This is a genomic window from Streptomyces sp. NPDC059224 (assembly GCF_042754285.1).
Classification (GTDB): Bacteria; Actinomycetota; Actinomycetes; order Streptomycetales; family Streptomycetaceae; genus Streptomyces.
Map to the genome: position 1 here is coordinate 18856 of NZ_JBHZAN010000050.1, position 17541 is coordinate 36396.

Here is a 17541-nt window from a genome sequence, read left to right on the forward strand (position 1 = left end):
CGTTGTGCCCCAAAATTCAGTAGGTCGACGAGATTCCCTTGGACCCGGCGTAGCTGATCATCGCTCGCTCGGTCTGGGCCGCCGTCGGCGCCGCGGGCAGGGGCCCGGAATTGTCCGCCCGGCTCGCATCGAGTAAGAACGCAACCAGCCGCCGCCATGCATGCGGGGCCGCATCCCGGGACACCCGGATCACTCCGGCATTGGCCATCAGCAACAACGGGATGTCCTCCGGAACGAAGTCCTGGCGCAATGCTCCGGCTTCCTGTGCCCTACGGATGATCCGGACACCGGCCTGGTACTCGAGGCCCCAGAGATCCTTTGAGGTCTCCGACGGGGCCAGCGCCATCGTGATCACATCAGCAAATCCCCGGTCGGCCACCTGCATGGCACAAACCCGCTCCACATACTCGCAGAATCCCGCCCAGGCATCGGGGCACTGCAAAGCCTCCTCCGCGACCGTTGCGTATTCGCGTAGCTTCACCGCGAACACCGCGGCCACCAGCTCAGCCCGGGTGGGGAAGCGACGGTAGAGAGTGGCAATACCCACCCCGGCACGCTCAGCGATCTCCTCCAGGGACACGTCCAAGCCTTGCTCAGCGAACACGGCACGCGCCGCCTCCACGATCTGCTGACGATTCCGCTCAGCATCCGCGCGCAAAGCCCGCTCGGCGGGTTTCCCGCTCCTACTTCCTGATCCCATTCGTGTACCTTGCACTCGGAATGCTCTTGATGATCTTGACCTGTGGGTCCGCCGCATGCCTAGGACGTGTTCACAGGGCCGGTCTTGCCTGGCCAGCACCCGGCATGAACACCAGCGTGGCCGCCGCGACCATCCGCTCCGCGAGACGTTGCGGCAGCGCATGGAGGAGTGCGCTCACTTGCCCGACGCAGGGGCTGTTGCCGTTCTGGCGGCGCAGGGAGTACGGACTGCCGGAGTGCTAAGGAGTTGCGTCGGGGTCCGTGGTTGCGGACTGCGGGTCCACTGGTCTGGAGGTGTCGACCGTACTGCCGGGCATGGACGTGGCCGACCAGCTCGACAGCAGGGCGAGGGCTTCGGCGGACGGTGAGTGGGCTTCGACGGTGTGAGTCCCGAAAGTGAGTTCAGGTTCGCCGACCGGTGTCATCGCTTCGTAGCCGAGCTCCAGGTCGCCGACTATGGGGTGGTGGTAGCACTTGCTGCCGTGGCTTCGCAGGTGCACATCGTGTTCGGCCCACCAGCATCGGAAGTCCCGGTCGCGTACGGCCAGGTCACCGACCAGGTCGGTGAGCTCCGGATCGTGCGGGTGGGTACCGGCGTACCGGCGAAGTTCGGCGACCATCGCGCGGGCGGTGCCGGCCCAGTCGTCGTACAGCTCGCGGGCCGCGTCCACCGTGAACAGGTAGCGGACCATGTTCCGCCGCCCCGGGGGCAGCAGGTCCAGTCCGGTGTAGAACGCGGCGCCGAGGTCGTTGATGGCGATGAGGTCCTGACGCGGTCCGAGCACCAGCGCCGGGACATCGGTGACCGACTCCAGAGCCCGGCGCAGCCCCGGGCGCAGGCGCACGGCAGCCATGCGGGTCCGCCGGGAGCGGGAAGAGGTGGCGAGGGCGTGGAGGTGGTCGCGCTCAGCGGCGTCGAGCCGCAGTACCCGGGCGACGGAGTCGAGCACAGAGGCGGATGCGTTCTTCGTGCGGCCGCGCTCCAGCCGTTCGTAGTATTCGGCGCTGACACCGGCGAGCAGGGCTACTTCTTCGCGGCGCAGTCCCGGCACCCGGCGAATGCCCATCGACGGGGGCAGCCCGGCGTCCTGCGGGCTGATGCGCGCACGGCGGGTACGCAGGAAAGCACCCAGGTCGTCAGCAGCAGGCTCGGTCATTCCTCCAGCTTAGTTAAGCCGGCGGGCACCAGAGGGGGGTCTGCCTGTCCCCCCTCTGGCCGTACCCCGGTCACAGCAGTGTGTGCCGTCCGGTGCCCGCGCGGTGTTTCAGTTTTGGAGGAACCGAGCGACGGCAACGGAGTGATCGTGGAACAGCGCGTTTTGGGCGGATCGGGCATCGTGGTGAGCGACATCGCGTTCGGCGCGATGAACTTTGGCTTCCCCGGTGGCCCGAGCGACGAACAGGCGGTGGCTATGGTCCACCGGGCACTGGACGCCGGTGTCAACCTGATCGACACTGCGGACGTCTACAGCAACGGCGAGTCCGAACGGGTCGTGGGCCTGGCCATCGCGGGCCGGCGCGACGAGGTCGTCCTGGCGACGAAGTTCGGCCTGTCGATGGGCGAGCACCCGAACATGAGCGGAGGGTCGGCGCGCTGGATCAAGCGGGCCGTCGAGGACAGCCTACGGCGGCTGGGCACCGACTACATCGACCTTTACCAGATGCACCGGCCGGACTACCGGACTGACCTGGAAGAGACCCTGAGCGCCCTGACGGACCTGGTGCGGGAAGGAAAGGTCCGTGCCATCGGTTCGTCCACCTTCCCTGCCGAGCTCATCGTCTCGGCTCAGTGGGCGGCTCGAAGGGGCGCCCACCGACGCTTCGTCACCGAGCAGCCCCGCTACTCGATCTTCAACCGTCGGCCGGAGGCTCACGTCTTCCCCACCCTGCAGGAGTTCGGGATGGACGCGCTCACCTACGCGCCCCTCGCGAGCGGCTGGCTGGCCGGCCGCGCCGATCCGGTCGGTGGACAGCGCGCGGACATGGAAAAGCATGTTTTCGACCTCGCCGACCCCGCCAACCAGGCCAAGCTGCTCGCAACGCGGCAACTGCGCGATCTCGCCGACGGCATGGGTGTACCGATGACCCACCTGGCGCTGGGCTTTGTCCGGTCGCACCCGGCGGTCAGCGCAGTGCTGATCGGGCCGCGTACGCCTGAACAGCTCGACGACCTGCTCGCTGGCGCCGACGTCGTCCTCGACGACGTGGTGCTGGACCGCATCGACGAGATCGTGGAGCCCGGCAGCGACATCAACTCCGCCGACAACTACGACGCCGTTATCCCGGCCTTCGCCGACAAGCGGCTGCGTCGCCGCAGCTGACCCACATCGGCGCGGCGGGATACGCGTCGCGCCCACAGAACGCTGTCTGCCTGGCACTGGCCATCCGTCGCGAACGCGATCTGATAAGTCGGCTCACGCGGACGACGTTGGGCTCAATCAACGAGAAGGGGAATGCATTGCGATTCGTGCTGATCCACGGGACATCCCACGGTGCATGGTGTTTTGAACGGCTGACCGCTGCGCTGGCCGCGCGTGGACACGTCGTGCACGGCGTGGAGCTGCCCGGCCATGCCCAGCGAGTCGCCGAGCCTGCGTCCGCGGCCGGGTACCGCGACGCCGTCATGGAGACAATCCAGCCCGGCGACGTACTTGTGGGGCACTCGATGGGAGCATGGGTCATGACACTCGCCGCGGACACGCTGCCCGACGTACGTCACCTCGTGTACCTCGCGGGGCCTTTGCCGGTCGACGGAGTGTCCATGTTGGATTCACTGTCGATCATGGCGCGCGAGCCCGACGGGCAAGCGTTTACTGCTGGCAGCGAGCCGATCTTTGACTATCACACGATGAGTCCCGACGGCGCCTCGCTGTACTTTGAGCCAGACTCGGCGAAGGAGGCTTTTTACCACGACTGCGATCCGCACACCGCCAGTTGGGCGGCGGCACGGCTTACACCGCAGCCACTCGCCCCTCTCATGGAGACTGTGCGACTTTCGAACTTCTGGGACGCGGACATCCCGCGAAGCTTCATCCAGTGCGACTTGGACCGAATGTTTCCGCCTCGATGTGCGGAGGTGTCAGCCGAGCGGCTAGGGGTGCGTCCGCTGCACATCACGAGTTCCCATTCGCCCTTCCTGAGCCGTCCGCAGGCACTCGCCCAGTTGCTGGAACGCGCTGTTGACACGCCAGCTCAGCGACCTCCGCGGCCAAGTCTGTGAGTCATAGACCGCGTCCTACATGGTGAGGCGGACTGTTGGTCTGTATGGGGCGGAGTACATGGAGTTGGGTTGTTCCGGACGGGCTGTGGGAGATCGCGTCGAAGGTACGGCCGCAGGGCGGAGGACGTCTCCGGCGGCAGCACGCACGACAGCGGAGGGATGAAGCGTATGGTCGCCGGTCACCAGACGAGGCACGAGCCCTCAATGTCCGGGACTTCAAGCCCCAGGGCCTGACAAAGCCTACGGCCGAGCTGATCTGCGCCGATGGCTGCGCTGGAAATGCGTCGGTGTACGCATGCGCTCCTTCCCGTACGAGGCTTGTCGGTAGCCTTCCGCCACCCACGGCAACGAGGCGGTGGGCGCCCCTCAACGCGACGAAGGCGCTTGTCGGGGATGGACGGAGTGGGGACTTGTATCCGTGCCAGCAGCGTTCGCCCTCGGGTGGCTGGCCAGCCACCCGAAGTAAGCGCAGAACGCTGGCGACAGCGAACAGGGAGTGCCGACGGGCGCCTCTCCTGGAACCACTGGCGCGCTGTGGTGAACGGTCCGGTGCCCAGCCCGGGTTAGCTCCTTGCGGGCTCAGGCCATGCCAGTGGCGGGAAGGGCCTGTTCAGCCCAGATGATCTTTCCGGCCGGGGTCTGGCGTGCGCCCCAGCGGTCAGTGAGGTGTGCGACGAGCAGCAGACCGCGTCCCCCTTCGTCGAAGTCCCGTGCGCGACGCAGGTGGGGGGCAGTTCCGCTGCCGTCGGACACCTCACAGATCAGGGAGGCGTCCCGGATGAGGCGCAGCTGAATCGGTGCTCCTCCGTAGCGGATGGCGTTGGTGACCAGTTCGCTGACAACGAGCTCGGTGACGAACGAGGCATCCTCGACGTCCCACTCGGCTAGTACGTGGGAGGCGTGACGCCGTGCGCCGGCGACGACGGCGGGATCGGCAGCCAGATCCCATGTGGCCACTTGCGTGGCATCCAGTGCTCTGGTGCGGGCCAGGAGCAGCGCGATGTCATCGGTGGGACGTCCCTGCACCAGGGTGTGCAGGAGCAGGTCGCATGTCTCTTCCAAGGACTGCGAGGGATTCCCGAGGACGTCAGCGATGAGGTTCTGGCCGGTATCGAGGTCGCGATTGAGAGCTTCTGCCAGGCCGTCGGTGTAGAGCATGATCACGCTGCCTTCAGGTAGTGCGAACGTCGTCGTGTCGAACGGCAGCCCTCCCACACCGAGGGGTGGCCCGACGGGCATGTCAGGAAACTCGACCACGCCGTCCGGTGTGACGAGGACCGGCAGCAGATGCCCGGCACTGGCCAACGTGCACTGGCAGGAGACGGGATCGTAGACCACATACAGGCAGGTTGCGCTGATCTCACCGTCGTCCTGGGAAAGCTGACCGACATCGTGGGCCGCAGAGTCTTCCAGTCCAAGCCGGATGACGACGTCGTCGAGGCGGGTGAGGAGCTCATCGGGCTGAAGATCGACATCGGCCAGGGTGCGCACCGCTGTTCTGAGCCGTCCCATGGTGGCCGAAGCCTGCAGACCATGGCCGACGACGTCGCCCACCACCATTGCGACTCTGGCTCCGGACAGGGGGATGACGTCGTACCAGTCACCGCCTACGCCTGCTCGGGATCCGGCTGGTATGTAACGGGTAGCGACTTCCAGGGCGTTCTGCTCGGGGGCGCGCTGGGGAAGCAGACTGCGCTGCAGGGTGACAGCGGTTGTTCGCTCACGGGTGTAGCGGCGGGCGTTGTCCACGCAAACCGCTGCGCGGGAGGCGAGGTCCTCTGCCATGAGCAGGTCGTCCTGATCAAAGGGGTCAGCGGTGCGGTGGCGGCAGATGAACGTCATGCCGAGGTTGGTGCCGCGTGCCCGCAGCGGCACCAACAGTACCGAGTGAATTCCGAACGTAGTAGCGGTCCGGGCGCGGGCAGGTGCGTCAGCGGCCCACCAGCGCAGCGTTGCCTCATCGACGTGATACAGAAAGCTGCGGCCGGTGGCTAGGGCGAGGCCGGGCGGGGAGTTCTCGGGATAGGTATGCAGTCCGCCGATCGGGACCACTGCTTCAGGGCAGCCCTCCAGTACAGACCTCTGCGCGGCCCTGCGGAATACGAGGCGTCCGGCCGGGGGAGCGGGCCCGATCTCCTCACCGTGGAGAACGGCGTCGAGGAGATCCACGGTGACGAAGTCGGCGAAGTGATCGGTGGCGACTTCTGCCAGTTCCTCAGCCGTCCGGTTGAGATCCAGAGTACTGCCGATCCGCAGGCCAGCCTCGTTGATGATGGAAAGGCGCCGCCGCGCCCAGGCCTGGTCGCTGGTGCCGACCAGTCCCTCAAACCCGCAGGGGACGGTGGCTGTGATGATCCACAAGGGCTCACCCTCGGCACCCGTCACGGGCTGCGCACGGACGGTGAGTGGCAGGTGATGCCCTTTACGGTCGGTTGCCTGCACGGCGGCAGTCCATGCCTTGCGGGCCGCCCAGCTGTTCCGGGCTGTCGAGGGCAGGGGCGCAGCGAGCGCATCCCATACAGGCTTGCCCACCGATTCCGTGGAGTCGTACCCCAGCAGTCGCTCGGCGGTGTCGCTCCACGCGGTGACGATGCCGCGGTTGTCGATGACCGCAGCCGCTTCTAGCCTCGGACCTGCCTCGGGGGCTACGACGATGGCGTCTTCGCTCATGATCGCTCCAGCCCTCGTATGAGGGCCACATCCCCGAGCTCCGTGAGCAAGACGGTGAGGATGAAGAACCGCTCCCGACCGAGAAGTTCTTCAACCTGGTGATTTATCTCTTCCACCTGGATGCGGCCGTGGGCGGCCTGTTCACGTCCATCGGTGGTCAGAGTGACCAGGGACCGGGGTCGGGGGTCGGTGGCCTTGGTGATCAGGCCACGTGCCTGCAACGGGTTCAGAAGCGGAGTGAGAGTCGAGCGGTCGACCGCAGCGAGCGAGCCGAGCGTCTTCTGATCTGCGCTCTCCCGCTCATCAAGGACTTGCAGCATGGCGACCTGCGCCGCAGTGAGATCACTGTTGTGCTGCTGCCACGAGGCGTTCCACGCCTGCGTGGCGCATCGCGATTGATGAGCGATGCCGTCAGCCACACCACTGTAGGGCGTGCGCGTCATGAACCCAGGTTAACTCCGCACACGGTCGGTTCGTACACCGACAATCTGAGGGTGCTCGGAACGCTGCTCCGGCCGGGCTGTATGCGATGCCGTGCCTCAGATGCCTTGGGCGAGCTGCAGGCGGTGGCGGGCGTCCTTGCTGGCTCCTGTGAGCCTGTCGCCCAAGGCCTCGAGATCCATGGTCTTCATGCGGTAGGTGGGCATGCAGACGGAAATTCCCGCGATCGGCATTCCGCGGCTGTCGCTGACGGCCACACCGACGCCGCCAACGTCCGGGCGGTAGCCACCCACGTTCACGGCGTACCCGCGGTCGCGGACGACTTCGAGCCGGGCGCGGACTTCATCGGCGGTGCGGGGGGAGTGGTCGGTGTAGCGCCGCAGGGCGATGGCAAGGACCCAGTTGAGCATCTCTTCGGGAAGCAGGGCGAGCTGGGCGAGACCGGGGGAGACGCAGTGGGCCGGTGACCGGCTGCCGAGCACGGCCACCGAGTGGACGGGTTGCGGTGAGACGAGCTGGTCGAGGTAGATGATCTGCCGGCCGTCCAGCCGGGTGAGGTGAATCGTCTCACCGCATGCCTCGTGGAGTTCCTCGAGGATCGGACGCAGTACGGGGGCGAGGTCGACTTCCTGGCGGGCTGCTGCCAGGCCGAGGATGCCGGGGCCAAGCCGGTAGCGCAGTTCGTCGTCCTTCACCAGCCAGCCGCGTTCCACGAGTGTTCCGGCCAGGCGGAACGCGGTTGCTTTGCCCGTTCCCATGCGTGTGGCGAGCTGCGTGACGGTCAGGCCGCTGTGTGCGGCCAACACTTCCATCATCGTCAGCGCGCGCTCGACGGAGGAAAGCCGACTGGTCGCCTTTGTGTCCACCATGCCCTCACTCTAGGGCTGTTTCGCTCAGCGAAACAACAAGCCTCAACGATTGTTCCTCTATGGGAAACCTCTATTGCTCATGGAGAAACTCGTCTTTACGGTTGCGTGAACCAGCCCACAAAGGGCCCACGTGCAGCCAACGGAGGCCGCCATGAGTGGAAGAACCGCCACACACCGACGCCAGCAAGTGCGCTGGGCGGGCCTGGCGTCCATCACTGGCTGGGCGATGGATCTCTACGACCTGTTTGTCATCCTCTACGTTGCCTCGACGATCGGGCCGCTGCTCTTCCCGGCGGACCGCGCCACACTGCAGCTGGCGTTCGTGTACGCCTCGTTCGCCGTCACCCTCGTGATGCGCCCCCTCGGCTCGGCGCTCTTCGGGGTCTACGCCGACCGCAACGGCCGCAAGCGTGCAATGATCATCGCGATCACCGGCGCGGGTGTCTCCACCGCCCTGATGGGCCTCGTGCCCACCTATGCCGCCGCCGGGATCGCAGCACCGATCCTCTTCGGCCTCCTGCGGTTGATCATGGGCATCTTCGTAGGCGGCGTGGTGGCCTCCACCCACACTCTCGGGACCGAGACGGTCTCCGCCCGCCACCGCGGCCTGATGTCCGGCCTCGTCGCCGGAGGCGGCGCCGGAGCCGGCGCGCTCGTCGCCTCCATCGTCTACTTCATCATCTCCGGCATCTTCCCCGGCCAGGCATTCTCCACCTACGGCTGGCGGGCCATGTTCCTCACCGGCCTGCTCACCGCCGCCGTCAGCTTCTACATCTACCGGCGGACCGACGAGTCACCGCTGTGGAAGGCCAAGCAGAACGGTACTGCCCCCACCCGGCAGGGTTCCCCGCTGAAGGAACTGTTCGGCCTCGGCTACCGAGTCAACCTGCTGCTCAACGTCGTCATCGTCACCGGCGCCGCATCGCTGTACTACCTGACTCTCGGGTTTTTCCCCACCTACTTCGTCAAGGGCCTGGGACTCGACCAGCAAAGCGCCGCGATCATCCTGGCCGTCGTCAACATCATCACCATCGCAGCCGGCGCCGCCGGCGGCTGGATCAGCGACCGCATCGGACGCCGCGCGACGTTTTTGGGGTGCGGAGCGCCGATGGTCGTCCTCGTCCCGTTCCTCTACCACCACATGAACGACCAGGCCGGCCGGCCTGCGTCGGTCGCCCTGCTGGCCAGCCTCATGGCCGTCTTCGTGGTAGTCGCCCAGGCGCCGGTACTGATTTTCCTGAACGAACGCTTCCCCACCGACATCCGGGCCACCGGCACCGGCCTGAGCTGGAACATCGGCTTCGGCCTCGGCGGCATGACACCCACGCTCGTCACCCTGATCAGCCCGCAAGTCAGCGACATCCCCTCCCGCCTGGTCCTCCTCTGTGCCGCAGCCTCAGCCCTCTTCCTCCTCGGCGCGGTACTCACCCCCGAGACCCGTCACACCGGCCTCCAAGACACAGCCGCGGCGCCCCACGACCCGCAGGGCACGCTGGAGCCGGTCCCCGGCCAGTAACGGGCCCCCTGCCGGTACCCCACCCCGCAAAGAAAGGTCACTCCCGTGCCTCTGATCCGCGTCAACCACGCCTCTCCGCTCACACCGGACACCGTCGAACAGCTCATCAGCGCACTCACCACCGCCTACGCCGCCACCACCGGCAGCGACCCGGTCGCCCTGCACGTGCTGATCGAACAGGTGCCGCCGCAGCAGTGGGGCGTCGGCGGCCAGAGCCTGGCCGCCCGATCACAGAAGAAGGCGTGAGAAACATGGCCGCCCCGACACCCTTTCCCCGCCCAGCCGAACGCGAGGTCGTGGTGTTCCTGCACAGCCTCGGTACCGACCACCACCTGTGGCGCCCGCAGGTCATCGCCCTGGGCAGGCACTCCCGCATCCTGACCCCGGAAAGCCGCGGACACGGCTCCGCTCGGTGGCACCGCACGATCGACCTCGACGCCTGGGTCGCCGACATCGACGACTGCCTCGAACGCGCGCTGGGACCCGACCCCACCCCCGTCCACCTCGTCGGGCTGTCCATGGGCGGCGTGCAGGCGATCGAGTACGCGGCCCGACGTCCTGAGCGGGTCAAGGACCTGGTCCTGGCCGACACCTTCGCCGCGCTGCCACCGGACAAAGCCCACGCTCGCGTCGAAGCGATCACACGGGAAATCACCACCCTCGGAATGACCGCCTATGCCGACCGCTACTTGCAGGAAACTCTCGTCACCAAGCTCACGCCCGCCAACTACAAGCTTCTGCACTCCGCGATCGCCGGCATGGTCCCCGAGGCCTACATCGCCTCCGCCGAGGCCACCTTCCTCACCGACCACCTGCCCCTGCTCCCGGACATCCCCCACCCCACACTCGTGCTGGTGGGGGAGAACGATCACAAGAGCCCCGCCCCTCTGTCCGAGCAGCTTTCCCTCGGGATCCCCAACGCACGCCTGAAGATCATTCCCGAGGCGGGACACCTGTCCAGCATTGAGAACTCGGCGGCGTTCAACGACGCTCTAACGGCGTTCTACGCGGCCTCCACGATCGAGGTGACGTCATGAATCCCACCTCCCCCTGCAACGGCGTGACGACATCCGTCGTCACCGGCGGAGCCAGCGGCATCGGCGCCGCAGTCGTCTCCGCCCTCGCGGCCGACGGCAACCGCTGCATCGTCCTGGATCTGAACGTCCCCGACGAGCGCGCGGACGGTGTCGAATATCTCAAAGCCGACCTCGCCGCGCCTGACAGCATCGAGACCGTCCAGTCGCTGCTGGCGTCAGTGCAGGCCAACCACGTCGACCATCTCGTTCACTGCGCCGCCGTCGGTCAGTGGTCCCCCTTCAAGGAGACCAGCCGAGCCGACTGGGAACGGGTCCTCCGGGTTAACCTCGACGGCACCATCGCACTCACCCAGGCGATCGTCCCGCTGATGCCACGCGGTGGCCGGATCGTCCTGTTCGCCTCCGGAACCGTCTTCAAGGGCCCCCGCAACGTCTTCGCCTACGTCGCCTCCAAGGCCGGCGTCATCGGATTCGCCCGCTGCCTGGCCGACGAACTCGGCGACGACGAGATCACCGTGAACGTCATCAGCCCCGGCCTCACCGACACACCCATGATCGTGCCGATGGCCCACACCACGGACCACAACATCGCCAGCAGGTCCATCCGCCGCCGTGCCGTCCCCGACGACCTGGTCGGCCCGGTGAAGTTCCTGCTCTCGCCCGCCGCAGCCTTCGTCACCGGCCAGACGCTCTGCGTCGACGGCGGGTCCGTCAAGCACTGACCGGCCCGACCGGCCCACATTCCCGCCCACGAGAGGACCCCAACACCATGAGCTGGACACGGTCGACCATCGACGCCGGCGGCTTCCACACCGGATACCTGGAGGCCGGCCCCGGGGCCAAGGAAACCGTCGTACTCATCCACGACGGCGGCTACGGCACCACCGCCGACCTGTGCTGGGGCGAGGTGATTGACCACCTGGCCGACAAGTACCACGTTCTGGCCCCCGAACTGCTCGGCTGGGGCGAGACCGACAAGGTCGTCTACTTCGACCGCCCCCCCTACGCCGGACGCATCCCGCACATCGCCGCCTTCTGCCGTGCCATGGGCGTCTCCTCCGCCACCTTCGTCGGCGCCTCGTTCGGAGGCTCCGTCCTCCTGCGCGCCCTCGTCGACGCGCGCCGGCCCTGGCCCATCGACCGAGCCATCAGCATCTCCGGCACCGGCGGACCCTTCCGGGACCCCAAGGGCACCGCCGCGCTCGCCGAGTACGAACCCAGCCTGGAAGCCGCCGAACGCATGACGGGCCTGATCGTCCGCGACACCGCGAACCTGTCCGAGCACATCCGCCGCCGCTACGACAACAGCCTGGCCCCCGGCCACTGGGAGGCACTCACTGCCCCTCGCCTGCGCAACCCCGCCACTGAGCGGCAGGCCCCGGCCGATGACTTCCTCGACCGGTTCGCCACACTCAGCGTGCCCGTCCTCCTCGTCGAGGGCCGTCACGACCCGCTTCTCGAAGACGGCTGGTCGAAGAAGCTCGCCGATCTCTCGCCCTCCGCACGGTCCGTGACCGTCGACTACTCGCACGAGCCCAACATCGAAGCGCCCGCCGAGACCGCCCGCATCATCAGCGAGTTCATCGAGGCCGGCGCATGACCATCATCACTGGCGCAGACGAGACCACGTCGGCCGGCGTCACGCACGGCCCCGTAGATGCGGCCCGCACCTACGACAAGGTCCTGCCCATCGACGCCGACACCGTCTTCCTCGAGCGAGCCGTCAACGAGACCGAGCTGCCCCCGCTGCTGGCCGCCCTCGCCCTGGTCACCGGCGAGTACGACCAGCTTCTCGCCGATGACCTGCGCCCGCCGCTGCCGCCGATGGACGCGGTCATCGCCCCCCAGGGCGGCATGACCCAGGAGACCCAGGCCCGCGCCCGTGAGGTTGCGCTCGACGCCCTGGTCCGCTTCCGCGACAGCGGATCGCGCCCGGCGCCCCTACCCGACGAGGACGCCCTCCACCGGATCATGGCCTTCCTGACCAGGCAGGCGGGACCCGACTGCCTGCCCCTGCTCCGTCACGAACTCGGACTGCCCAAAGACACCGGAGCCCCCACCTGGTCGCTGCAGGAAACAGCCCCCGGTACCGACTTCACCGTGGCCGTGATCGGAGCAGGCATCTCCGGCATGGCCGCCGCCCACCGGCTGCGCCAAGCCGGCCTGTCCGTCGTGATCTTCGAGAAGAACACCGAAGTCGGCGGCGTGTGGTGGGAGAACGTCTATCCCGGCTGCCGCCTCGACACACCCAACTTCGCCTACAGCTACTCCTTCGCCCAAAAGCAGGACTGGAACTGGCAGTTCTCGGCCCGCGACGACATCTCCGGATACCTCATCGACGCCGCCACCCGCTTCGACCTGCGGCGCCTGGTCCGCTTCGAGACCGAAGTCGTCCAAGCCGTCTTCGACGACACACAGCTGTGCTGGTCACTGACGACCCAGACACGCGACGGACACCGCACAACCCACCGGTTCGACGCCGTCGTCACCGCCGTCGGCCAGCTCAACCGCCCCAACTTTCCCGACGTTCCTGGCCGCGACGACTTCCAAGGTGCCGCGTTCCATTCCGCCCAGTGGAACAGCAGCATCAACCTCACCGGCAAGCGCGTCGCCGTTATCGGCACCGGCGCCAGCGCCTACCAGATCGTCCCCGCCATCGCTGACGACGTCGCCTCCCTTACGGTATTCCAGCGACACGCCCCCTGGATGCTGCCCACACCCACCTACCACGACCGCATCAGCGAAGGCATGACCTACCTGTTGCGCCACGTGCCCTACTACGGCCGCTGGCTCAGGTTCTGGCAGTTCTGGCTCGCCAGCGAAGGACGCCTCCCCTTCGTGGAAGCCGACCCCGACTGGACCGAACCCGGCTCCACCTCCGCCGGCAACGCCCACTTGCGCAAGCAGCTCCTGGAGCGCCTCGAAGAACAACTGGCCGACAGGCCCGACCTCCTGAAGAAGATGACCCCCAACTACCCCCCAGGCCTCAAGCGCATGACCAGGGACAACGGGGTGTGGGCGAACGCGCTTCGCAAGCCGCACGTCGACCTCGTCACCGACGGCATCACACAGATCACACCCACCGGAATCCGCACCGCGGACGGCGCCCACCACGACCTGGACGTCATCATCTACGCCACCGGCTTCCAGGCCTCCGACTACCTGGCCCCCATGACCGTCAAGGGCCGTGCAGGTCTCGACCTGCACGAACACTGGGACGGAGACGCCCGCGCCTACAAGGGCGTCACCGTCCCCGGTTTCCCCAACCTGTTCATGATCATGGGGCCCAACACCGGCGTCGTCGTCAACGGCAGCGCAGTCTTCATGGCCGAATGCGCCGTCGAATACACCGTCGCCACCATCGGCTCCCTGCTTCGTACCGGACACCGGGCACTGGACTGCCACCCCGACGCTCTCGACCGGTTCTGTACCTGGGTCGACGCCGGCAACCTCCGCCGAACCTGGGGCTCCAGCCCCATCGACAGCTGGTACAAGAACAAATTCGGCCGAGCATCCCAGGTGTGGCCCTACTCTCTGCGCGAGTACTTCGAACTGTCGCGGCGACCCGACCTCAACGACTACGAACTGCTCGGAACGCTCACGCCGACCACGGGGCAGCCCCGATGACCACGCCAGAGAAAGCGGACCGCTCCGTCGTCAAAGTCCGCTCCTGCACCCCCGCGGCCGACGGCATCCGCGTCATCGAACTCGAGCACCCCGAAGGGCACCGCCTCCCGCCGTGGACGCCCGGAGCGCACATCGACCTGATCCTGCCCAACGGGCAGACCCGCCAGTACTCCCTGTGCGGCGACCGGTACGACGCCTACCGCTACCGCATCGGTGTCCTGCGCGAGCCTGCCAGCCGCGGCGGATCCGAGTGGATCCACGAGCAGCTCACCCCCGGCCACATCCTCGGCTTCGGCGGACCACGCAATCATTTCCCCCTCGTGCCCTCCGCGTCCTACCTGTTCATCGCGGGCGGCATAGGCATCACCCCGCTGCTGCCCATGCTCAGGCAGGCCGATCAGCTCGGAGCCGACTGGCGACTCCTCTACGGCGGCCGCACCCTGGCGTCGATGGCCTTCCGCGACGAACTCAACCGCTACGGCGCCCGCATCCACATCGCCCCCCAGGACGAGCACGGCCTGCTCAACCTCACCGGCTTCATCGGCCGCCCCCGCACCGACACCCAGATATACGGCTGCGGACCGGCTCCCCTGCTGGAAGCGCTGGCCAAGGCCTGCGCCGACTGGCCGCCCCACACCCTGCGAACCGAACGCTTCGCCGCCCAGGACCTCACCGCACCCCGCCACACGGGCCCCTTCACCGTCCGCCTCAACCGTCGCGGGCAGACCCTGACCGTACGACCCGACGAATCCGTACTCGACGTCGTGCGCCAGGCCGGCGTCGAAATGCTGTCGTCCTGCGGACAGGGCGTGTGCGGCACCTGCGAAGCGACTGTCCTGGACGGTGTTCCCGACCACCGCGACGCCGTCCTGGACGACACCGACCGTGCCCGCAACGACTGCATGATGCTCTGCGTGTCGAGATCATGCACCGCCCAGCTCGTACTCGACCTGTGACGACCTGAGACCGGAGGCAGTGCGTGACCACCCCAACCGCACCCCCAGCAGCGACCCCGCGCAGCGATGCGGACCCGTTCGACGAGCGCACACTCCGCAACCCCCTTTCGCTGCAGAGGGAACTGCGGGAGACAGCGCCCATCGTGTACCTCAACCGCTACGACATCTACGCCGTCGGACGGTACGCGGAGATGAACGAAATCCTCACGAACTGGCAGCACTTCAAGGTCGGAGGCGGAGTCGGTCTGACCAACTACTATAAAGAAAAGCCGTGGAGGCCACCGGCCAACCCCACGGAGACCGATCCGCCTGCCCACGACGCCACCCGCCGAGTCCTTGCCACGGTCCTCGGGCCACGCGCACTGCGCCGACTGCGTGACGCGTGGTTCGAAGAAGCCGCCCAAATCGTCGACAAGGCTGTGGAGAACAGGGAGTTCGACGCCGTTCAGGCACTCGGATCCTTCCCTCTCAAAGTGTTCCCCGACGCCGTCGGCCTGCCCGCCGAAGGACGCGAGAACCTTCTCGCCTACGGAGACCTCGTCTTCAACGCCTTCGGACCCCAGAACGCACTCCTGCAGCGGAGCGCCACCCGGCTCGTGGAACTCTCCGAATGGGTCACCACGCTCTGCCGCCGGGAGTCGTTGACCCCCGGCGGCTTCGGCGCCGAGATCTGGGCGGCTGCCGACCGGCACGAGATCACCTACGAGCAGGCGCCCCTCGCCGTCCGCTCCCTGCTCTCCGCCGGCGTCGACACCACCGTCCACGGAATTACCGCCGTGATCCGCGCACTGGCCGAGAACCCCGACCAGTGGTCCTACCTCCGCACCCGGCCGGAACTCGCCCGCGTGGCTTTCGACGAAGCGCTGCGCTGGTCCTCACCCCTGCAGCAGTGGTTCCACACCACCGAGAAGGAGGTCGAGTTCGCAGGCATCACCATCCCCGCCCACAGCAAGATCCTTGTCATCGCCGCAGCAGCAAACCGTGACCCCCGCCGATGGAAAGACCCCGACGCCTTCGACCTGACCCGAGACCCCTCCGGTCATCTCGGCTTCGGCACAGGGATTCACCAGTGCGTCGGGCAGCACATCGCCCGCCTCGAAGCCGAAGCCATCATCACCGCAATGGCCCAGAGAATCCGCACCATTGAACCCATCAACAAGGCCCGACGGCAGCTCAACAACACCCTGCAGGCCTGGGACTCCTACCCCATCCGCATCACCTGACAACCCACCCTCACGACCCGCGCACACCGGCGACGACGCACACCCCATCCGGCGCCGCAGCGCCCAATGGCCGATCCTTCCCAGCCCACAGGCGCCCAGCACACACCCCGGCAGCTCATCTGCCCGGCTCGAAAGGGCCAGCCCGCAGCCCCGCAAACGCCGCATCGCCCGGCACGAGCTCGTCACCCCGCGACGGGAACCATGTCTCCAGCCCAACGGCCGAAAGAGCCCACCATGAGCCGCACCCTTACTGACAAAACCATCCTGATGTCCGGCGGCAGCCGCGGAATCGGCCTGGCCATCGCGCTGCGCGCCGCAGCCGACGGAGCCAACGTGGTCCTGCTGGCCAAGACCGCCGAACCGCACCCCAAGCTCCAAGGCACCATCTACACCGCCGCCGAAGAGATCGAAGAAGTCGGTGGAAAGGCTCTGCCTGTCGTGGGAGACGTCCGCGTCGACAGCGACGTCCGCAACGCGGTCACCCAGGCGGCGGAACGCTTCGGCGGCATCGACATCGTCATCAACAACGCGAGCGCCATCGACCTCACCGGTTCCGAACACATCGACATGAAGCGCTACGACCTGATGCAGGACATCAACACCCGCGGCACCTTCCTGCTGAGCCGCAGCGCCGTTCCCCATCTCAGGAACGCCGACAACCCCCATATCCTGACGCTGTCCCCGCCCCTCAACCTTGCTCCTCACTGGCCCGGCGCCCACCTTGCTTACACCCTGGCCAAGTACGGAATGAGTCTGTGCACCCTGGGCCTCGCCCACGAGTTCGCCAAGGACGGCATCGCCGCCAACTCACTGTGGCCTCGTACCCTCATCGACACCGCCGCCGTCCGCAACATCCTGGGAGGCGCCGACCAGGCCCGCACGCCCCAGATCGTCGCAGACGCCGCCTACGCAATCCTCACCCGCGACTCACGGCAATGCACCGGGCAGTTGCTGATCGATGACGAAGTCCTGGCCGAGGAAGGGACTACCGACCTGCGTCACTACCGTGCAGCAGAAGGAGAGGCCGACCTCAAGCTCGACATCTTCCTCGATGCCTGAACCACCCAAGGACGGCCGTTCCGCTGAAGGCGCTCTTTGAATCTCCCCAGGTGTCGCTCTTAGTACTCCAGCAGCACTTTGACGTTTTCCCTGTTCAGGGGCAGTTTGGGTGAGTGTAGAGGGCTGATGACCGGCCTGTGTTGTCTTTCCCGGGCCGCCCCTCGATCGTGTGCAGCCGCCGCTGATAGTGACAGTGGCGGGCGACGGCTTGGCGTCGTCTGCGC

16 protein-coding genes are annotated in these 17541 nt (G+C 67.0%); 11 read left to right on the forward strand and 5 right to left on the reverse strand.

Annotated features, from left to right (window positions below; genetic code table 11):
• Nucleotides 1–16: 16 nt before the first annotated feature.
• Together ACFXI4_RS38775 and ACFXI4_RS38780 are read right to left on the reverse strand one after the other, a co-directional pair.
• Nucleotides 17–700 carry a TetR/AcrR family transcriptional regulator gene (locus ACFXI4_RS38775; RefSeq protein WP_385000587.1) on the reverse strand — a complete coding sequence of 228 codons (684 nt, stop codon included), beginning with the start codon at nucleotides 698–700 and terminating at the stop codon, nucleotides 17–19.
• A 238-nt stretch (nucleotides 701–938) separates the two neighbouring features.
• A complete protein-coding gene (locus ACFXI4_RS38780) occupies nucleotides 939–1856 on the reverse strand; it encodes a helix-turn-helix transcriptional regulator (protein WP_385000591.1) in 918 nt (305 codons plus the stop codon).
• Between the two features lie 147 nt (nucleotides 1857–2003).
• On the opposite strand from ACFXI4_RS38780, the gene ACFXI4_RS38785 reads away from it, so the two are divergent.
• Together ACFXI4_RS38785 and ACFXI4_RS38790 are read left to right on the forward strand one after the other, a co-directional pair.
• Complete coding sequence (locus tag ACFXI4_RS38785) at nucleotides 2004–3020, forward strand: aldo/keto reductase (protein ID WP_385000674.1); 1017 nt, start codon at nucleotides 2004–2006, stop codon at nucleotides 3018–3020.
• A gap of 107 nt (nucleotides 3021–3127) precedes the next feature.
• On the forward strand, nucleotides 3128–3919 hold the full coding sequence (locus ACFXI4_RS38790) for an alpha/beta fold hydrolase (RefSeq protein WP_385000594.1): 792 nt from the start codon (nucleotides 3128–3130) through the stop codon (nucleotides 3917–3919).
• Nucleotides 3920–4498: 579 nt separating this feature from the next.
• Here ACFXI4_RS38790 and ACFXI4_RS38795 read toward each other — a convergent pair.
• The 3 genes from ACFXI4_RS38795 to ACFXI4_RS38805 all read right to left on the reverse strand — a co-directional run bounded on the left by ACFXI4_RS38795 (nucleotide 4499) and on the right by ACFXI4_RS38805 (nucleotide 7899).
• Complete coding sequence (locus ACFXI4_RS38795) at nucleotides 4499–6589, reverse strand: SpoIIE family protein phosphatase (protein WP_385000597.1); 2091 nt, start codon at nucleotides 6587–6589, stop codon at nucleotides 4499–4501.
• Nucleotides 6586–7032: a MarR family transcriptional regulator gene (locus ACFXI4_RS38800; protein ID WP_385000600.1), complete on the reverse strand. Its 447-nt coding sequence runs from the start codon at nucleotides 7030–7032 to the stop codon at nucleotides 6586–6588. The genes ACFXI4_RS38795 and ACFXI4_RS38800 overlap by 4 nt, the downstream gene beginning before the upstream one ends.
• Before the next feature lie 96 nt (nucleotides 7033–7128).
• Nucleotides 7129–7899: an IclR family transcriptional regulator gene (locus tag ACFXI4_RS38805; RefSeq protein WP_385000602.1), complete on the reverse strand. Its 771-nt coding sequence runs from the start codon at nucleotides 7897–7899 to the stop codon at nucleotides 7129–7131.
• 151 nt (nucleotides 7900–8050) lie between these two features.
• Here ACFXI4_RS38805 and ACFXI4_RS38810 point away from each other — a divergent pair, with 151 nt between their 5' ends.
• The 9 genes from ACFXI4_RS38810 (at nucleotide 8051) to ACFXI4_RS38850 (ending at nucleotide 17317) form a co-directional block, all read left to right on the forward strand.
• Nucleotides 8051–9415 carry an MFS transporter gene (locus tag ACFXI4_RS38810; RefSeq protein WP_385000605.1) on the forward strand — a complete coding sequence of 455 codons (1365 nt, stop codon included), beginning with the start codon at nucleotides 8051–8053 and terminating at the stop codon, nucleotides 9413–9415.
• Nucleotides 9416–9460: 45 nt separating this feature from the next.
• Complete coding sequence (locus tag ACFXI4_RS38815; protein WP_385000608.1) at nucleotides 9461–9661, forward strand: 4-oxalocrotonate tautomerase family protein; 201 nt, start codon at nucleotides 9461–9463, stop codon at nucleotides 9659–9661.
• A gap of 5 nt (nucleotides 9662–9666) precedes the next feature.
• Nucleotides 9667–10452 (forward strand): alpha/beta fold hydrolase, encoded by a 786-nt coding sequence (locus tag ACFXI4_RS38820; RefSeq protein WP_385000611.1) that lies wholly within the window; start codon nucleotides 9667–9669, stop codon nucleotides 10450–10452.
• Nucleotides 10449–11174, forward strand: a complete 726-nt coding sequence (locus ACFXI4_RS38825; RefSeq protein ID WP_385000614.1) for an SDR family NAD(P)-dependent oxidoreductase — start codon at nucleotides 10449–10451, stop codon at nucleotides 11172–11174. Before ACFXI4_RS38820 ends, ACFXI4_RS38825 begins: the two co-directional genes overlap by 4 nt.
• A gap of 47 nt (nucleotides 11175–11221) precedes the next feature.
• The gene (locus ACFXI4_RS38830; protein ID WP_385000617.1) at nucleotides 11222–12052 is read left to right on the forward strand and encodes an alpha/beta fold hydrolase; all 831 of its coding nucleotides are present in this window, start codon (nucleotides 11222–11224) and stop codon (nucleotides 12050–12052) included.
• A complete protein-coding gene (locus tag ACFXI4_RS38835; protein WP_385000620.1) occupies nucleotides 12049–14079 on the forward strand; it encodes a flavin-containing monooxygenase in 2031 nt (676 codons plus the stop codon). Before ACFXI4_RS38830 ends, ACFXI4_RS38835 begins: the two co-directional genes overlap by 4 nt.
• Complete coding sequence (locus ACFXI4_RS38840) at nucleotides 14076–15035, forward strand: PDR/VanB family oxidoreductase (RefSeq protein WP_385000623.1); 960 nt, start codon at nucleotides 14076–14078, stop codon at nucleotides 15033–15035. Before ACFXI4_RS38835 ends, ACFXI4_RS38840 begins: the two co-directional genes overlap by 4 nt.
• Nucleotides 15036–15058: 23 nt before the next feature.
• Nucleotides 15059–16258, forward strand: a complete 1200-nt coding sequence (locus ACFXI4_RS38845) for a cytochrome P450 (protein ID WP_385000626.1) — start codon at nucleotides 15059–15061, stop codon at nucleotides 16256–16258.
• Nucleotides 16259–16492: 234 nt separating this feature from the next.
• Nucleotides 16493–17317 carry an SDR family oxidoreductase gene (locus ACFXI4_RS38850; RefSeq protein WP_385000629.1) on the forward strand — a complete coding sequence of 275 codons (825 nt, stop codon included), beginning with the start codon at nucleotides 16493–16495 and terminating at the stop codon, nucleotides 17315–17317.
• Nucleotides 17318–17541 lie beyond the last annotated feature (224 nt).

Bases quoted from the DNA above. Each gene is read 5' to 3' on its own strand.
- ACFXI4_RS38775 (WP_385000587.1), bottom strand. From the start codon at position 700: ATGGGATCAGGAAGTAGGAGCGGGAAACCCGCCGAGCGGGCTTTGCGC.
- ACFXI4_RS38780 (WP_385000591.1), bottom strand. From the start codon at position 1,856: ATGACCGAGCCTGCTGCTGACGACCTGGGTGCTTTCCTGCGTACCCGC.
- ACFXI4_RS38795 (WP_385000597.1), bottom strand. From the start codon at position 6,589: ATGAGCGAAGACGCCATCGTCGTAGCCCCCGAGGCAGGTCCGAGGCTA.
- ACFXI4_RS38800 (WP_385000600.1), bottom strand. From the start codon at position 7,032: ATGACGCGCACGCCCTACAGTGGTGTGGCTGACGGCATCGCTCATCAA.
- ACFXI4_RS38805 (WP_385000602.1), bottom strand. From the start codon at position 7,899: ATGGTGGACACAAAGGCGACCAGTCGGCTTTCCTCCGTCGAGCGCGCG.
- ACFXI4_RS38810 (WP_385000605.1), top strand. From the start codon at position 8,051: ATGAGTGGAAGAACCGCCACACACCGACGCCAGCAAGTGCGCTGGGCG.
- ACFXI4_RS38820 (WP_385000611.1), top strand. From the start codon at position 9,667: ATGGCCGCCCCGACACCCTTTCCCCGCCCAGCCGAACGCGAGGTCGTG.
- ACFXI4_RS38825 (WP_385000614.1), top strand. From the start codon at position 10,449: ATGAATCCCACCTCCCCCTGCAACGGCGTGACGACATCCGTCGTCACC.
- ACFXI4_RS38830 (WP_385000617.1), top strand. From the start codon at position 11,222: ATGAGCTGGACACGGTCGACCATCGACGCCGGCGGCTTCCACACCGGA.
- ACFXI4_RS38835 (WP_385000620.1), top strand. From the start codon at position 12,049: ATGACCATCATCACTGGCGCAGACGAGACCACGTCGGCCGGCGTCACG.
- ACFXI4_RS38840 (WP_385000623.1), top strand. From the start codon at position 14,076: ATGACCACGCCAGAGAAAGCGGACCGCTCCGTCGTCAAAGTCCGCTCC.
- ACFXI4_RS38850 (WP_385000629.1), top strand. From the start codon at position 16,493: ATGAGCCGCACCCTTACTGACAAAACCATCCTGATGTCCGGCGGCAGC.